Origin of the sequence: Flaviramulus basaltis, assembly GCF_900114265.1 — a bacterium.
GTDB lineage: Bacteria > Bacteroidota > Bacteroidia > Flavobacteriales > Flavobacteriaceae > Flaviramulus > Flaviramulus basaltis.
On record NZ_FPKV01000001.1, the window covers coordinates 1,357,228 to 1,375,104 of the forward strand.

14 protein-coding genes and 1 riboswitch are annotated in these 17,877 nt (G+C 32.1%); of the genes, 11 read left to right on the forward strand and 3 right to left on the reverse strand.

The window, feature by feature from the left end; translation table 11 throughout:
• The first annotated feature begins 42 nt into the window (after nt 1-42).
• Genes BT151_RS06135 through BT151_RS06165 form a run of 7 tightly spaced genes read left to right on the forward strand, consistent with a single transcriptional unit; the run spans nt 43 to nt 7,007 of the window.
• The gene (locus tag BT151_RS06135) at nt 43-1,239 is read left to right on the forward strand and encodes a glutamate-5-semialdehyde dehydrogenase (RefSeq protein WP_072400848.1); all 1,197 of its coding nucleotides are present in this window, start codon (nt 43-45) and stop codon (nt 1,237-1,239) included.
• A 1-nt stretch (nt 1,240) separates the two neighbouring features.
• Complete coding sequence (gene proB / locus BT151_RS06140) at nt 1,241-2,005, forward strand: glutamate 5-kinase (protein WP_072400849.1); 765 nt, start codon at nt 1,241-1,243, stop codon at nt 2,003-2,005.
• Between the two features lie 8 nt (nt 2,006-2,013).
• On the forward strand, nt 2,014-2,952 hold the full coding sequence (locus tag BT151_RS06145; protein WP_072400850.1) for an N-acetylornithine carbamoyltransferase: 939 nt from the start codon (nt 2,014-2,016) through the stop codon (nt 2,950-2,952).
• A gap of 1 nt (nt 2,953) precedes the next feature.
• Nucleotides 2,954-3,730: an acetylglutamate kinase gene (gene argB / locus BT151_RS06150; RefSeq protein ID WP_072400851.1), complete on the forward strand. Its 777-nt coding sequence runs from the start codon at nt 2,954-2,956 to the stop codon at nt 3,728-3,730.
• Nucleotides 3,727-4,791 carry a M20 family metallo-hydrolase gene (locus BT151_RS06155; RefSeq protein ID WP_072400852.1) on the forward strand — a complete coding sequence of 355 codons (1,065 nt, stop codon included), beginning with the start codon at nt 3,727-3,729 and terminating at the stop codon, nt 4,789-4,791. Before argB ends, BT151_RS06155 begins: the two co-directional genes overlap by 4 nt.
• Before the next feature lie 21 nt (nt 4,792-4,812).
• Nucleotides 4,813-6,087: an argininosuccinate lyase gene (argH, locus tag BT151_RS06160; RefSeq protein ID WP_072400853.1), complete on the forward strand. Its 1,275-nt coding sequence runs from the start codon at nt 4,813-4,815 to the stop codon at nt 6,085-6,087.
• A 56-nt stretch (nt 6,088-6,143) separates the two neighbouring features.
• The gene (locus BT151_RS06165) at nt 6,144-7,007 is read left to right on the forward strand and encodes an alpha/beta hydrolase (RefSeq protein WP_072400854.1); all 864 of its coding nucleotides are present in this window, start codon (nt 6,144-6,146) and stop codon (nt 7,005-7,007) included.
• A 117-nt stretch (nt 7,008-7,124) separates the two neighbouring features.
• Here the strand turns inward: BT151_RS06165 and leuB are convergent, their stop codons facing one another.
• Both leuB and BT151_RS06175 read right to left on the reverse strand, forming a co-directional pair.
• Complete coding sequence (leuB, locus tag BT151_RS06170) at nt 7,125-8,243, reverse strand: 3-isopropylmalate dehydrogenase (protein ID WP_072400855.1); 1,119 nt, start codon at nt 8,241-8,243, stop codon at nt 7,125-7,127.
• A 12-nt stretch (nt 8,244-8,255) separates the two neighbouring features.
• Nucleotides 8,256-9,431, reverse strand: coding sequence for a 2-isopropylmalate synthase (locus BT151_RS06175; RefSeq protein ID WP_072400856.1), 1,176 nt, complete (start codon nt 9,429-9,431; stop codon nt 8,256-8,258).
• 147 nt (nt 9,432-9,578) lie between these two features.
• On the opposite strand from BT151_RS06175, the gene BT151_RS06180 reads away from it, so the two are divergent.
• The 4 genes from BT151_RS06180 (at nt 9,579) to BT151_RS06195 (ending at nt 17,318) form a co-directional block, all read left to right on the forward strand.
• Nucleotides 9,579-11,129 carry a hypothetical protein gene (locus BT151_RS06180; protein ID WP_072400857.1) on the forward strand — a complete coding sequence of 517 codons (1,551 nt, stop codon included), beginning with the start codon at nt 9,579-9,581 and terminating at the stop codon, nt 11,127-11,129.
• A gap of 96 nt (nt 11,130-11,225) precedes the next feature.
• Nucleotides 11,226-11,334, forward strand: a riboswitch (SAM riboswitch).
• A 116-nt stretch (nt 11,335-11,450) separates the two neighbouring features.
• A complete protein-coding gene (locus BT151_RS06185; RefSeq protein ID WP_072400858.1) occupies nt 11,451-12,728 on the forward strand; it encodes an O-acetylhomoserine aminocarboxypropyltransferase/cysteine synthase family protein in 1,278 nt (425 codons plus the stop codon).
• An 11-nt stretch (nt 12,729-12,739) separates the two neighbouring features.
• Nucleotides 12,740-16,141: a bifunctional aspartate kinase/homoserine dehydrogenase I gene (gene thrA, locus BT151_RS06190; RefSeq protein ID WP_072400859.1), complete on the forward strand. Its 3,402-nt coding sequence runs from the start codon at nt 12,740-12,742 to the stop codon at nt 16,139-16,141.
• 4 nt (nt 16,142-16,145) lie between these two features.
• Nucleotides 16,146-17,318: a trans-sulfuration enzyme family protein gene (locus tag BT151_RS06195; RefSeq protein ID WP_072400860.1), complete on the forward strand. Its 1,173-nt coding sequence runs from the start codon at nt 16,146-16,148 to the stop codon at nt 17,316-17,318.
• Nucleotides 17,319-17,344: 26 nt separating this feature from the next.
• Here the strand turns inward: BT151_RS06195 and BT151_RS06200 are convergent, their stop codons facing one another.
• A complete protein-coding gene (locus BT151_RS06200; protein ID WP_143144258.1) occupies nt 17,345-17,827 on the reverse strand; it encodes a YybH family protein in 483 nt (160 codons plus the stop codon).
• Nucleotides 17,828-17,877: the final 50 nt, after the last annotated feature.

Consider the following 17,877-nt stretch of genomic DNA (forward strand, 5'->3'; position numbering starts at 1 on the left):
AATTGTAGAATACCCGGATATAAACAAAAAAAGAAACAAGAAATGAACACCTTACTATCTATTGAAAAACGAAATGCTGTATTATTAAAAATGGCATCACTTTTACAAGAAGAAAGGAACGCTATTATTAAAATTAATAAAACAGATTTAGAAGCTTACAAAGGAGATGATATTTCCATGTACGACCGTTTAAAAGTTGATGATTCTAAAGTTGATGACATGATTGCTTCGGCAACACATTTAGCATCACAAGAAGACCCTGTTGGAAAAGAACGGTTTAGCTTTAAACACGATAACGGCATGCAGGTTTATAATAAAACAGCATCATTTGGTACAGTTATGATTATTTACGAATCGCGACCAGATGTAACGGTTGAAGCTGCGGGAATTGCATTTAAATCAGGAAATAAAATATTATTAAAAGGCGGAAAAGAGTCTTTAAAATCAAATTTAAAAATAGTTGAATTGTGGCATAAAGCTTTAGAGGCTAACGATGCATCAACCGATTGGGTAGAATATTTACAATTTAACAGAACAGAAACCCAAGCTTTTTTAGAAAATCCTACGCAAAAAGTCGATTTAATTGTGCCTCGTGGTGGAGAGCGTTTAATTGCATTTGTAAAAGAGAATGCGACTTGCCCGGTTATTATTAGCGGTCGAGGAAATAATTTTGTGTATGTACATGAGGAAGCCGATTTAGAGATTGCTTTAGATGTTATATTGAACGGGAAAACAGCAAAAATATCAGCTTGTAATGCTGTAGATAAGGTTTTGATTGACGGAAATCTTCCTAATAAACAAGCATTTATTCAAAAGTTAATTTCAAAACTTAAAGAATTTGATGTTGAGATTTTAGGTGATGAAGCATTGTCTAAAAATGATGAAATAGAAAAGATTCAATCTAACGATATTTGGTACAAAGAGTTTTTAGATTATAAAATTGTAATAGGTGAAATTAACTCAAATGAAGATGCTATTGCCATGATAAATAAATATTCTGGCGGACATTCATCATCAATAATCACTAAAAACTCAGCCCAAGCTAAGACGTTTATGGAAAATGTAGATACAGCGGCAGTATATCATAATGCATCAACGCGATTTACAGATGGAAGTCAGTTAGGTCTTGGTGGCGAATTAGCGATTAGTACAGATAAATTACACCAACGCGGGCCAATTGGTTTACAACATTTAGTAACCAATAAATGGTACGTTTACGGTAACGGACAAATAAGATAGCATGCAAAAAAAGAAGCGCATTTTGCTTAAGGTAGGTTCAAATACACTTACTAAAGAGACCGATAATATTTCTAGAGGTAAGATTGAAGATATAGCCAATCAAATAGCGCACCTTAAAGATACCTGTGAGTTTGTTATTGTAAGTTCTGGCGCTATTGCGGTAGCAAAACAGTTTGTAAAGCTGGAAAGTAAGGGAAAGGATATTAATGTAAAACAAGCTTTAGCATCTATTGGGCAACCACATTTAATAAGAATTTATCAAGAAATTTTTAGAGAATATGGGTTGTTAACATCGCAGTGTTTATTATCGTATTCCGATTTTGAAAAACAAGAAAGTAAAACCAATATTGTAAACACTATAAATGTTTTAGTTAGTAATAGCTATATTCCAATTATTAATGAAAATGACACGGTTGCAACCGATGAAATTAAATTTGGTGACAACGATAAATTAGGAGCATTAACCGCATCACTTTTAGATGTTGATTTGTTTATTATAGCAACAAATACAAACGGAATTTACACCAAAGAATCTATTGAAAGTAATGCGCCAAAAACTATAGAAATTGTTGAAGATTTTGAAGCTTTGAAAAATGAAATTGTTAACTCAAAATCATCACATGGAAGTGGCGGAATGGAATCAAAAATTGAAGCTGCTTCAGTCGCTAAAAACTCAAATATTGAAACTTGGATTGTAAATGGTTTAGAAGATAATTTTATACTAAATGCTTTTGAAAATAAAGCGCCATTTACTAAAATAAAATAAGTATTAAAATGAAGAATTACACCTCCATACACGATATAGATAATATCAATTCTTGGATTGAGGAAGCTAAAGCGCTAAAGGAAAATCCGCTTAAGTTTAAAAAATTAGGTAAAAATAAAACCCTAGGTTTATTGTTTTTTAATTCAAGTTTACGAACGCGTTTAAGTACACAAAAAGCAGCATTAAATTTAGGAATGGATCCAATAGTTATGAATGTTTCAGGCGATGCTTGGGGTATTGAGTTTGGCGATGGAACTATTATGAATGGAAATACAGCAGAACATATTAAAGAAGCCGCCGCAGTAGTTTCACAATATTGCGATATTATTGCGGTAAGAGCATTTCCAACACTAACAGATAAAGAAAAAGACGAAAGCGAACACGTTTTAAATTCGTTTAAAAAATATGCGTCTGTTCCAATTGTTAATATGGAAAGCGCGACAGGACATCCATTACAAGGTTTAACAGATGCTATTACAATATCTGAACAAGCAAACGTTTCAAAGCCGAAAGTCGTTTTAAGTTGGGCACCACATGTAAAAGCGTTACCTCATGCTGTAGCCAATAGTTTTGTTCAAGCCATGCAGAAAATGGATGTTGATTTTGTTATTGCAAATCCAGAAGGTTACGATTTAAATCCAGAAATTACAGTAAATACGACAATAACCCATAATCAAGAAGAAGCTTTTAAAGATGCTGATTTTGTTTATGTGAAAAATTGGAGTAGCTATTCTGACTACGGAAAAATTTTAAATACAGATCCAAATTGGATGGTTACTAAAGATAAAATTGGCGATGCTAAATTTATGCATTGTTTGCCAGTACGAAGAAATGTTGTTGTAGAAGATGCGGTTTTAGATAGCGATAGCTCTTTGGTTATTCAACAAGCCAATAATAGAACTTATGCAGCGCAATTAGTCCTTAAAAAAATATTAGAAAATTTATAAAATGGAAACGATCAAAATCATAAAAGTTGGCGGAAACATTATTGATAATGATGCGGCTTTAGAAAAGTTTCTGTCACAATTTTCAACCGTTAAAGGACCAAAAATTTTAGTTCATGGTGGCGGAAAATTAGCAACAAAACTTGCTAAAGATATGGATGTGCCTGTAAATATGATTGATGGTAGACGTATCACCGATGCTGATACTTTAGATATTATCACCATGGTTTATGCAGGTAAAATAAATAAAAATATTGTAGCTAAACTGCAATCAAATAAATGTAATGCTATAGGTTTCACAGGAGCCGATGGGAATACTATTGTATCTGTAAAACGTCCAGTTAAAAAGATAGATTATGGTTTTGTTGGCGATGTTAAAAAAGTAAATACCGGAGCAATAACTGCGTTATTAGATAATAATATTACGCCCGTTTTTTGTGCTATTACACACGATGAAAATGGACAGCTTTTAAACACTAATGCAGATACCATCGCCTCAGAATTAGCCATTGGGTTGTCTAAGCATTATCAAACAGAACTAATTTACTGTTTCGAGAAAGATGGTGTGCTACTTTCAATAGATGATGATAACTCGGTAATTGATTATATGGATACAGGTACTTACGAAACTTTAAAAATTAATAACACATTTGCCGATGGCATGCTTCCTAAATTAGAAAATTGTTATCATGCGTTAAGCGAAGGTGTTTCAAAAGTTATTATAGGAAATCCAACAGTTATTAGTAATAGAGACCAAAAATTTACAACTTTGTTTTTATGATTCAACAACTAACAAACGAAGCACTAGAGTTACTTAAAAAACTCATCGAAACGCAATCTTTTTCTTCAGAAGAAGATCAAACTGCGATGCACATTGAAAATTGGTTTAAGAATTATAAAATAGATTATAAAAGAACCAAAAATAACGTTTGGGCCACCAATAAGTTTTTTGATAAAAGTAAACCGACATTGCTTTTAAACTCGCATCACGATACGGTTAAGCCTAATTCTGCCTACACTAAAGATCCATTTAAAGCTATTGTAGAAGATGGAAAATTATACGGTTTAGGTAGCAACGATGCAGGTGGGTGTTTGGTGTCTTTAATAGCAACATTTACTTATTTTTACAATCAAAAAAATTTAAAATATAATCTAGTTATTGTCGCTTCTGCGGAAGAAGAAAGTAGCGGTCCCAATGGGCTAAATAGTATGTTAGCTGTAATCCCAAAGGTTGATGTTGCAATTGTTGGAGAACCAACTTTAATGAATTTAGCTGTTGCCGAAAAAGGCTTAGTAGTTTTTGATGCAGTGGTTGAAGGTACACCAAGTCACGCGGCGCATCCAAACGATAATAATGCGATATATAATTCCATTGAAATCTTAAAATGGTTTAAAGATTTTAAATTTAAAAAAGGATCTGAAGCTTTAGGTGATGTAAAATTAACAGTAACACAAATTAATGCAGGTTCACAACATAATGTGGTGCCAGCAGATGTGAAATTAGTAATAGATGTTCGCGTAAATGATGCGTATACTAATTCTGAGATTGCCGAAATTTTACAAAAAGAAGCGCCTTGTACAAGTATGACACCGCGTAGTTTGCGATTAAATTCATCATCAATTCCAGTAAATCATGATTTGGTTAAAGCAGGAATTGCTATGGGAAGATCAACTTATGGGTCGCCTACATTATCAGATCAAGCGGCGTTATCTTGTCCGTCATTAAAATTAGGACCTGGAGATAGCACACGTTCACATTCGGCAGATGAATTTATTTATATAAATGAAATCGAAGAAGGTATTAAAATATATATTGAATTGTTAAATCGAGTAATCGTATAAACAAATAAACATTCAAACGAAATGAAACTCTGGGATAAAGGTATATCAATCGATAAAAAAATAGAACAATTTACTGTTGGAAACGATAGAGAAATAGATATTCATATAGCAAAATACGATGTTATTGCATCGAAAGCACACGCCAAAATGCTTCAAAAAGTAGGGATTATTTCTGTTGAAGAATTGGTAGGCTTACTAAGTGGTTTAAAGGTATTAGAAAACCAAATTAAAGAAGGCACTTTTGTGATTGATGAACAGTTTGAAGATGTACATTCTAAAATAGAATTTGAACTTACTAAATCGCATGGCGAAGTCGGAAAAAAAATCCATACAGCTCGTTCTAGAAACGACCAAGTTTTAGTTGCTCTTCATTTATATTACAAAGATAATTTAGGGTTAGTTAAAGAAAAAACAAAAGCTCTTTTTGAAACCCTTTTAACTTTAGCTGATACTCATAAAAACAAAGTCTTACCGGGTTATACGCATTTACAAGTGGCCATGCCATCATCTTTTGGGTTGTGGTTTTCTGCATACGCAGAGTTGATGATTGATGATGTGTACTTGCTAAATGCAGCGATTAAAACCGTTGATCAAAACCCTTTAGGTTCTGCAGCAGGTTATGGAAGTTCATTTCCAATAGATAGAGAATTTACTACTAAAGAAATGGGTTTTGAGACTTTGAAATATAATGTGGTGGCGGCTCAAATGGGACGCGGCAAAAACGAACGCACCATTTCTGCGGCATTAGGTGGTTTGTGTAATACTATGGCGCGATTTGCTATGGATGTGTGCTTGTATATGAGTCAGAATTTTGGATTTATTTCTTTTCCTGATGAATTAACTACAGGTAGTAGTATTATGCCTCATAAAAAGAATCCTGATGTTTTTGAATTGATTCGTGGTAAATGCAATAAAATTCAAGCTTTACAAACCGAAATGATTTTAATAACAAATAATTTACCTAGTGGTTATCATAGAGATTTTCAGTTATTAAAAGAAAATATTATTGCTGCTTTTGAAGATGTAAAAGACATTTTAGATATTTTTAATTATTCAATTCAGCAAATTATTGTTAAAGATGTTGATGTAAATAGTGACTTATATAAATATTTATTTACTGTAGATAATATTAACACACTGGTTGTTGAAGGACAAAGTTTTAGAGAAGCTTATCAAAAAATTGGTGGACAAGTACAAGATGGTACTTATGTTCCAGATACCTCTAAAAAACATACACATGTTGGTAGTATTCATAATTTGAGTTTAGATAAGATTAGAGATAAGTTTCCTAAATAATTGATTTTTATATCAATATAATTTAACTTGTTGCATAATTAATTATTACTCAAATCATGCAGAACATTTTTCGATTATTTATACTAAGCTTTTTAGTCTTTAATGTTAGTTTTTCCCAAACTGGTAAAGTTTTTGATCAACTATCACACGCTAGCAAAATTTTAAAAACTGATCGTAATTTCGCTGTTTATTTACCGCCAGATTACGACACTTCGCAACGTAGTTACCCAGTATTATATTTACTTCATGGAGCAGGAGATGACCAAACAGGTTGGGTGCAGTTTGGTGAAGTTTTAAGTATAACAGATAAAGCTATAATGGAAGGTACTGCAACTCCTATGATTATTGTTATGCCCGATGCTTTTACAAGTAGATTGGGTTATTTTAATGATATTCAAGGTGATTGGAATTACGAGGATTACTTTTTTAAAGAGTTAATGCCTTACGTAGAGAATAAGTATCGTATAAAAAAAGAAAAACGTTTTAGAGCTGTAGCTGGTTTGTCTATGGGTGGTGGTGGCTCGTTTATGTATGCTTTGCATCATCCAGAATTATTTGCTTCAGCTTGCCCTTTAAGTGCTTACATTGGTCCGTCATCGGTTGAAGCTTTTAAAGAAAGATTAAAGAGTAATAATGTTGAGGTTAATGATGTAGATGCGGAAACCTATTTCCCAAAGCATAACGCATTATCTTTAATTGATAACATGACCAAAGAACAAATAGAATCCGTACGCTGGTATATTGATTGTGGTGATGATGATTTTTTATATGAAGGAAATAGTTTGGTTCATGTCGCTTTGAGAAATAAAGATGTAAAACACGAATTTAGAATTAGAGATGGCGGACATACTTGGACTTATTGGCGAGAATCTTTGCCGGAGGTTTTAAAATTTGTGTCTGATGGGTTTCATCAGTATTAGATGTTTTTTTAAAACTCTAATTTTTCATTCTATTAGTTAAAAAAGCGCATTGGTTAAATGCGCTTTTAAGGAATCCATTAAGTTTAGTTTAATTTGTTTGCTGACTAACTCAAATAATTAAATGATTGTGGATTGTCCTAAATGAATGTTGGTAAAATTCAAGTTGGTTTCATCAGGATTATTTATAAAATCTTCAATGAAATCACCAACTTTTGTGGTGGTAATATTATCGTATTTGGTATTTAAGTCTGGAGTGGTTATATGAAGCTTCAATGATTTGTCTACTGCTTCTCTTATTAATGCCGCTTCATCGTCTAATCCAAAATGATCTAATAACATGGCAGCAGATAAAATAGAAGCAATAGGGTTTGCAATGCCTTTATTGGCAGCTTTAGTATAAGCACCGTGTATTGGTTCAAACATGGCATGGTCTTTACCAATTGATGCCGAAGCTAATAAACCAATAGAGCCTACAATAACACTAGCTTCTTCAGATAATATATCACCAAACATATTTTCGGTTAAAATAACGTCAAATTGTTTTGGGTTTATAATAAGCTCCATCGCAGCGTTATCAATATACATATATCTCAATTTCACATCAGGATATTGAGGCGCAAGTTCTTGTACAACACGTCTCCATAATCTTGAACTTTCTAAAACATTGGCTTTATCAACCAAAGTTAATTTACGTTTTCTAGATTGTGCTGCTTTAAAAGCTAAATGCGCAATACGTTCAACTTCATCTCGTGTGTATTCGCAAATATCTGATGCTATGTTACCATCTTCACTAAGTGTTTTTTCGCCAAAATAAATACCGCTTGTTAATTCTCTATAGATAAGAATATCGGTATCTTTTATTTGGGTTTTTTTTAAAGATGATTTAGTTAGTAAGTCTTCATACGCGATAACTGGCCTTATATTAGCATATAAATCAAGTGTTTTGCGAAGTTTTAAAAGACCTTGCTCTGGCCTTACTTTGGCGTAAGGATCTAAATCGTAAGATGTTTTGCCAATAGCTCCAAATAAAATAGCATCTGCTTTTTTGCAAATGCTAATGGTTTCTTCTGGAAGTGGATCTCCTGATTTGTCTATGGCACAAGCACCAACTAATGCGTTATGAAAAGTAAATACATGGTTAAATTCCATAGCTATAGCTTTCAAGACTTTTACTGCTTGAGCTATAACCTCTGGGCCAATACCATCACCTGGTAGAACGGCAATATTTAATTTCATAAATTAAAATAATTAAGCAGAAATAATTTCATTATATACTTTGCTATTTTCTATAATTTGATGGATATCACTATCACCAACTTCTTTTTTCTTATCGGCAAAATCTAAAAAGTTAGTATAGATTTCATCTAATTGAAGTTTAGTTAATTCGTATCCAATATTTTTTGCTCTGTACGCTAATGCAGCTCTTCCGCTTCTTGCAGTTAAAACAATGGCAGATTCTGTTACACCAACATCTTTAGGATCTATAATTTCGTAAGTTTCACGATTTTTAATCACACCATCTTGATGAATTCCAGAACTATGTGCAAACGCATTGGCACCTACAATAGCCTTATTTGGTTGTGTGTAAATACCCATACTATCAGATACCAATTGGCTAATACCATAAAGCATTTCCGTTTGAATTCTAGTATCTAAATTTAAGTAAGGGTGTTGTTTTAAAATCATAACAACTTCTTCTAAAGCTGTATTTCCTGCACGTTCACCAATACCGTTTATAGTGCATTCTATTTGTCGTGCACCATTAATAACACCTTCAATAGAATTAGCTGTTGCTAATCCTAAATCGTTGTGGCAATGACAAGATAAAATTGCTTTATCTATACCTTTTACGTTTTCTTTTAAATATTTTATTTTTGCACCATATTCACTTGGTAAGCAATATCCAGTCGTATCTGGAATATTTAAAACTGTTGCACCAGCCTTAATTACGGCTTCACAAACGCGAGCTAAATATTCATTATCTGTTCTACCAGCATCTTCAGCATAAAACTCAACATCTTCAACAAAAGACTTTGCATAACTTACAGCTCTTACAGCACGCTCAATAATAGCATCTTGATTTGATTTGAATTTATACTTTATATGAGATTCAGATGTTCCAATACCTGTATGGATTCTGGGTAATTTAGCATATTTTAAAGCTTCAGCAGCTACTTTTATATCGTTTTCAACCGAGCGTGTTAAACCACAAACTGTTGCGTTTTTTATAATTTTAGAAATTTCTTCCACCGATTTGAAATCACCAGGACTAGACACGGGAAAACCTGCTTCAATAATATCTACCCCTAAATTATCAAGCTGCTCAGCAATTATTAATTTCTGTTCAGTATTTAACTTGCAACCAGGGACTTGCTCACCATCTCTAAGAGTAGTATCAAAAATTTGGACCTTATTATCAGACATTTATTAAAATATATTTTCTTATTGTTCTACGAAGTTATATTTTGGTTTGCTAAAATGAGAATTAAAGGTGATGTTATTACGATGTTTAACGCAATAATAATTCAATTAAAAACTTGAAAATCAATATCTTAATATTGTTTTTATACTATGACAAAAGAGCAAAAAGATAATTTGTTTGTATTAATAAAGTCATTGTCTAAGTCAGAAAAAAGACAATTCAAGCTTTATGTGGGAAGATTGGGGGTAAATGAGGATTCAAAATTCTTAACACTTTTCAATATTCTTGATAAACTTTCTATGTATGACGAATCTGCAATTCTTAAAAAAGGTATTGTAAAAAAGCAGCAATTATCTAATTTAAAAGCACATTTATACAAACAAATTTTAATTAGTTTAAGATTAAATCCTTCACACCAAAATATTAGAATTCAAATTCGAGAACAACTTGATTTTGCTACAATTCTTTACCATAAAGGACTTTATAAGCAGAGTTTAAAAATTTTAGATAAAGCTAAAAGTTTAGCGATTGCAAATGAAGAAAAGAATATAGCTTACGAAATTGTTGAATTGGAAAAAGTTATTGAGTCTCAATACATTACACGTAGTTTGAGTAATAGAGCAGACGAGCTAACGATTCAAGCGAAAGAGTTGAGTTTACAAAATGTTTTAGCAAGTAAACTATCTAATTTATCGCTTCAGTTATATGGATTGTTTTTAAAAACGGGTTATGTTAAAAACGATGAAGAACATCAAATAATAACAAAGTATTTTAATGACAGACTTCCAAAATATGATATTAATAAATTAGGTTTTAGAGAAAAATTATGGCTTTACAAATCATATTTATGGTATAGTTTCCTAACAGTAGATTTTTTATCATGTTATAAATATGCATCAAAATGGGTTGATTTATTTTATGAAAATAAAGACATGATTGTATTAAATCCTGTGTTTTTTTTAAGAGGAAATCATTATTTATTAGAAACGCTTTTTTATTTAAGACAATACGAAAAATTTAAAAACACCTTATTGCAATTAGAGGAAATAACCAAAGAAAAATGGTTTCCATTGGATGACAATAACGAAAGTTTAGCATTCTTATTTATATACAACAATAAGTTTAATCTCCATTTTATGGAAGGCAGTTTTAAAGAAGGTTTGCCGCTTATTGATGAGGTTTTAGAGCGTTTAAAACGTTTTAAAGACCGTATTGATGAACATCACGTTATGGTATTTTATTACAAGATTGCTAGTATGTATTTTGGTGCAGGAGAAAACAAAAAGTGTATTCAATATTTAGAAAAAATAATAAGTAATAAATCATTACAAATGCGTGAAGATTTATTGTGCTTTTCACGTATTTTAAATTTGGTAGCACATTACGAAGCCGGATTAGATTATAACTTAGATGTTTTAATTAAGAGTACTTATAAGTTTTTAATTAAAATGGAAGATTTATATGAAGTACAAAAAGAATTTATTCGGTTTTTAAGAGGATTAGGAGATATATATCCAAGTGAAGTTAAAAATGAATTTATTAAACTTCATAAAAAATTAAAGGAATTTGAAGATGATCCATATCAAAGTCGTGCATTCCTTTATTTAGATATTATTTCATGGTTAGAGTCTAAAATTCAAGGGAAACCCGTTGGATTAGTTATAAAGAATAAGTTTAATGCTTTGCAACATGAACGATGATAATTAGCTTTTAAAATAAAATTTTCATCAAAAAATTTGGATATTAACTTTTTCTGAACGAATATTTGCATTCACAAAGTTCAAACACTTACTGAAATGTTATCAAGAAAGGCGGAGGGATTAGACCCTGCGAAGCCTTAGCAACCCTTTATTCGTAAAGAAGGTGCTAAATTCTACTTAAACATTTGTTTTAGATAGATAACCAAATGAAATTACTTTCTGTAGTTTCAATAATTCTTTTTAACATTTTTCTATTAAGTACGTTTTTTAAAAACGCATTTGGCTTTTGGTTTAATTTATTAATTCAAAAAAATTAGAAAAATGAGTACACAAAAATTAGCAACAAACGCATTGCACGCAGGGCACGATTTTAAAGCAAACGGGGGTACTAGAGCAGTTCCCATTTATCAAACAACATCGTATGTTTTTAATAACTCAGATCATGCAGCAAATCTATTTTCGCTTAAAGAACTAGGATTTATTTACACCCGATTAAATAATCCTACAAATCAAATTTTACAGGATCGTTTAGCTGCTTTAGAAGGCGGTGTTGGAGCTGTAGTTTTTGCATCAGGAACAGCAGCAATTTCTACTGGACTTTTAACTTTATTAAAAGCAGGCGACCATATTGTAGCATCAAGTAGTTTGTATGGCGGGACTTATAATTTGTTAAAAGTAACCTTGCCAAGATTAAGTATTACAACCACATTTGTAGATGCAGATAATCCAGATAATTTCGCAGGTGCAGTTCAAGATAATACCAGAGCATTTTTTGTTGAATCTTTAGGGAATCCAAAATTGGATGTATTGGATATTGAGGCAATTGCAGAACATTCTAAAGCTGCTAGAGTACCTTTTATCGTTGATAACACCGTAGCAACTCCAGCTTTATTAAATCCTATTAAACACGGTGCAAATATTGTCATTCATTCGTTAACAAAATATATTGGAGGACAAGGAAATTCTCTTGGAGGAGCAATAATTGATGGTGGTAATTTTGATTGGGCAAACGGGAAATTTCCAGAATTTACAGAGCCTTCAGCAGGCTACCACGGTTTGAAATATTACGAAACTTTGGGGGCAGCGTCTTATACGTTTAAATTAATTTTAGAAGGTTTAAGAGATTTCGGTGGCGCTTTAAGTCCAACAAATGCGTTTAATATTATTCAAGGTTTAGAAACTTTATCTGTTAGAATAAAACAACACAGTGAAAATGCACTTGAAATTGCAAAATGGTTAGAGCAACAAGATGAGGTGACTTGGGTAAATTATCCAGGATTAGAAAGCAGTAAATACAAAAAGTTAGCAGATAAATATTTAGTAGGTGGGCAAAGCGGATTAGTTACCTTTGGAGCAAAAGGTGGTTTTGAAGCCGCAAAATCTATTGCCGATAATACGAAGTTGTTTTCATTATTAGCTAATATTGGTGATACAAAATCGTTAATTATTCATCCATCAAGTACAACGCATCAACAGTTAGATGAAGCAGAGCAAGAATCTGCTGGAGTAACTGCCGATTTAATTCGTTTGTCTGTAGGTATTGAAGATGTTGAAGATTTAAAAGCCGATTTAAAAGAAGCATTTAGCACAATTAAATAATAAATTTTCTATTGAAAGATACATTTCAAAATATCATCATTAAAAATTATATAACGGAAAGTAAAGTCTCTATTCCTGAGATAGAACTTAGTTATCAGGTTTTTGGTAAAACTTTAGGTTCAGCGCCTATTGTTTTGGTAAATCACGCCTTAACTGGCAATAGTAATGTCGCAGGAAAAGATGGCTGGTGGAAAGATTTGGTGGGCGATGATAAAGTTATTGACACGAAACTTTATACGGTTTTAGCTTTCAATATTCCAGGAAACGGTTTTGATGGTTATGTTATTGAAAACTACAAAGATTTTGTTGCTAGAGACATTGCTAATTTGTTTTTAATTGGACTTAAAGAATTGAAAATCGAAAAGCTTTTTGCAACAATTGGAGGTTCATTAGGTGGTGGTATTGCATGGGAAATGGCAGTTAATAAGCCAGATTTTACCGAGCATTTAATAACCGTAGCAACCGATTGGAAATCTACCGATTGGTTAATTGCCAATTGCCAAATACAAGAGCAATTCCTATTGAATTCTAAAAATCCTGTTCACGATGCACGCATGCATGCTATGTTGTGTTACAGAACGCCTGAGTCTTTTAATGAGCGTTTTCAGCGTTCAAAAAATGAAGATTTAGAGATTTTTAATGTAGAAAGTTGGTTGTTACATCATGGTAAAAAGTTGCAAGAACGTTTTCAGCTTTCGGCTTATAAATTGATGAATCAGTTGCTTAAAACCATTGATGTTACTAAAAACCGAAAAGTAGATTTAAATGTTTTAGAAGCTATTGAAGCAAACATTCACATTGTTGGAGTAGATTCAGATTTATTTTTCACAGCAGAAGAAAACAGACAAACACATAAACAACTAGCGGTTACGCATGCAAATGTGACATATAACGAAATACATTCGGTACATGGACACGATGCATTTTTAATGGAGTACGAGCAGTTAGAAAAAATTATAGAAGGCATTTTTGTGCCAAATTCTAAAAAGAAAAAAATGAAGGTATTAAAGTTTGGGGGAAAATCTTTAGGAAATGGAGAAGGATTGAATAAAGTGATTTCAATCATTGAAAATAAAGTGAATGCAGGTGAAAAAATAACGGTAGTCGTTTCTGCACGCGGAAATGCAACCGACGAACTTGAAGATATTTTAGAAAGAGCACATAAAGGAAAGGATTATAAATCTGATTTTGAAACTTTTAAAAACTATCAAAAAGAACCTTTACCAACAGTTGATTTTTCTGATGAATTTTCAGTTTTAGAAAAGCTCTTTGAAGGCGTTAGTTTATTGCGTGATTATAGTAAGAAAACCAAAGATGAAATTTTAGCTCAAGGCGAATTATTATCTATTAAATTGGTTTCAGAATTATTGAATCAAAAAAATATAAAAGCCAAAGCTACCGATGCAAGACAATTGATTAAAACTGATGATGTTTTTGGGAATGCACAACCTATTTCTCAACTTTCAAAAGATAATGTTAAGAACTATTTTAAACAAAATAATAGCGATACGGTTAATGTAGTTACAGGTTTTATTGCTTCAAATTCTAAAAATGAAACCACAACATTAGGCAGAAACGGAAGTAATTACACAGCAGCTTTATTGGCCAATTATTTAGATGCTGAAGAGTTACAGAACTACACACATGTTAGTGGTATTTACACAGCAAATCCAGATTTGGTTGAAGATGCTCAAAAAATTAGAGAATTATCATTTAGTGAAGCTAACGAGTTAGCCAATTTTGGAACAACAGTTTTACACGCAAAAACCATTATTCCGTTAGTTGAAAAAAACATCAATCTTCGTATTTTAAATACTTTTAATACAGATGATGAGGGTACATTGATTACTGCAAAACCAAGTTCAAAAGAAGTCACGTCTTTATCAGTTTTAGATAATGTGGCGTTGTTAAATTTAGAAGGCCGCGGATTGTTAGGGAAAAGTGGTGTTGATGCTAGAATATTTGGTGCTTTAGCAAGTAAAGATATTAGTGTGAGCATCATTTCTCAAGGGTCTTCAGAGCGTGGTATTGGGTTAATTATTGATGCAGACCAGGCAACTCAAGCTGTGATTGCTTTAGAACGCGAGTTCGAAAAAGATTTTTATTCGCAAGACGTTAATAAAATTCATGTGGTTGATGATGTATCTGTGATTTCAATAATTGGTATCGAGTTAAGTTCGTTTCACAAGCCATTTAATGCGTTAATAAAAAACCAGATTACACCATTGTTATTCAATAATACTGTAACAGGTAGAAATGTGAGTTTGGTGGTTAAAAAGAGTCAACTTCATAAAGCTATGAATGTGATTCATGGAGAGGTTTTCGGGATTTCTAAAAAGATAAATATTGCCATTTTTGGTCATGGAGGCGTTGGAAGTGCTTTAATAAATCAAATTTTAAAGTCGAAAAATGAGATTGAAAACCGAAAAGGAATTAATCTTAATGTCTTTGCAATAGCCAATTCAAAACAGTTGCTTTTAAACAAAAAAGGCGTTGATGTAAATTGGAATGAAGCTATTAAATCGACATCTATTGAAAGTTCTGTTGACGATATTATTGCTTTCGCAAAAGCACATCATTTAGAAAATTTAATTGCAGTTGATAATACATCGAGTGCTAATTTTTATCAAAATTACATCCCGTTAGTTGAAGCTGGTTTCGATTTGGTATCATCAAATAAAATAGCAAATACTATTTCTCACGATTTTTATAAGGAATTGAGAGTTCAATTAGAAGCTCACAACAAGCAATATTTATATGAAACTACGGTTGGCGCAGGTTTACCTTTAATTGATACGATTAAATTATTACACGAATCGGGTGAAAACATTACCAGAATTCGTGGCGTTTTCTCTGGAACATTAAGTTATTTATTTAATAATTTTTCGGTTCAAGACAAGCCATTTAGTGCTATTGTTCAAGAAACTATTGATAAAGGTTTTACAGAACCAGACCCAAGAGAAGATTTTTCAGGAAATGATGTGGCTAGAAAATTGTTAATTCTTGCAAGAGAGTTAGATTTGCAAAATGAATTTGAAGATGTTTCAGTTCAAAATTTAATACCAGAAGCGTATCAAAATATTGAAGTGCAATCTTTTTTAAGTCAGTTAGATGTGCTTGATGATCAATTTCAAAAGATAAAAGACCAACAAGAAAAAGGTTATGTATTGCGATATGTTGGAGATTTGTCAGGAGATTTATCACAAGACAAAGGGAATTTAGAAGTGAAATTAGTATCCATTCCAGAGGATAGTACATTAGGACACGTAAAAGGAAGTGATGCGATTTTTGAAATATTTACAGAAAGTTATGGCGAACAACCTATAGTCATTCAAGGGGCAGGTGCAGGAGCAGAAGTAACGGCACGTGGCGTTTTTGGAGATATTTTAAGGTTGTCTAAACATATTAATTAGAGTTATGAGCGAGAATAAAAAGAAGTTTGAAACCGAAGCAATCCGTACCCAATTAGAGCGTACCCAATTTTTAGAACATACAAGTCCGTTATATTTAACGTCTAGTTTTGTATTTGAAGATGCCGAAGATATGCGAGCTTCATTTACAGAAGAAAAAGATCGTAATATTTATAGTCGTTTTACAAACCCAAACACAACCGAGTTTGTAGAGAAAATTTGTAAAATGGAAGGTGCGGAAAGCGGTTATGCATTTGCAACTGGTATGGCAGCAGTGTTTTCAACGTTTGCAGCGTTATTAAGCAGTGGTGATCATGTAGTTTCTGCACGTTCGGTTTTTGGTTCTACACATACTTTGTTTACTAAATATTTACCTAAGTGGAATATTGAAACTAGTTACTTCAATATAAATGAACCTGAAACTATTGAAAGTTTTATAAAGCCAGAAACTAAAATTTTATACGCTGAATCGCCAACAAATCCAGGTATTGATATTATAGATTTAGAATTGCTAGGAAACATTGCAAAAAAGCACAATCTTATTTTAGTAATTGATAATTGTTTTGCAACACCATATTTACAACAACCTATTAAGTATGGAGCACATTTAGTTATTCATTCGGCAACCAAGTTAATTGATGGACAAGGGAGAGTTTTAGGTGGCGTAACGGTTGGAAATGCAGATTTAATTAGAGAGATTTATTTATTCGCTAGAAATACAGGTCCAGCATTATCACCGTTTAACGCGTGGACACTTTCTAAAAGTTTAGAAACACTTGCAGTAAGAGTAGACAAGCATTGCGAAAACGCTTTAAAAGTGGCTGAGTTTTTAGAAAATCACCCAAAAGTAAATTGGGTAAAATATCCTTTTTTAAAATCGCATCCTCAATACGAAGTTGCTAAAAAGCAAATGAAATTGGGTGGAAACATTGTCGCTTTTGAAGTAAAAGGCGGTATTGAAGAAGGGCGAGAATTTATTAACGCTATTAAAATGTGTTCACTGTCGGCTAATTTAGGAGACACAAGAACTATTGTAACGCATCCAGCTTCAACAACACATAGTAGTTTAGTAGAAGCAGACAGATTAGTGGTTAATATTACTGATGGTTTGGTTAGAGTTTCTGTTGGTTTAGAACATGTTGATGATATTATTGGAGATTTGGAGCAGGCTTTGGGATAATCATCAACTAGCTTTGGTTTTAAATACTAATGCTTATTCGTTTCAATACTTCTGGCATCAGATATTAAATGAGCAATGATTTCCCAACCAGAATTTTTTCTAAACAACCTATGATGAGTTGTTTGTCGAGAACCTAATTCAGAGTCATTACTCAATTTTTGACCTACCCTTGAAACGGTTGAAATTACTAATATTGAATTTTCTGAAATATGTTTAAGTTTTAATGAAGTTTGCTCTGAATCACCAGCCATCACAAAATTCATTTTAAAAACTCTAGATAAATATTTTTCGATTGCAGATTTACCAATCATGCTAAAACCAAAAGCATTTGTAAAGTCGGCATCGTTCGAGTACCATTTTGCTGCTAAACTAGAATCTTTAATCTTCCAAGCTTTATTCCAATCATCAATTTTTTGAACAATTTCAGTACTATCTTTTACAGATATGTTCTGAGAATTCCCAATAAATAAACCCATAAAAAAAATGAATAAATACAGTATTTTTTTCATAATTATTAATTTAAAAGTCTAAAAATGAATTATATAGATGCTAAAATAAT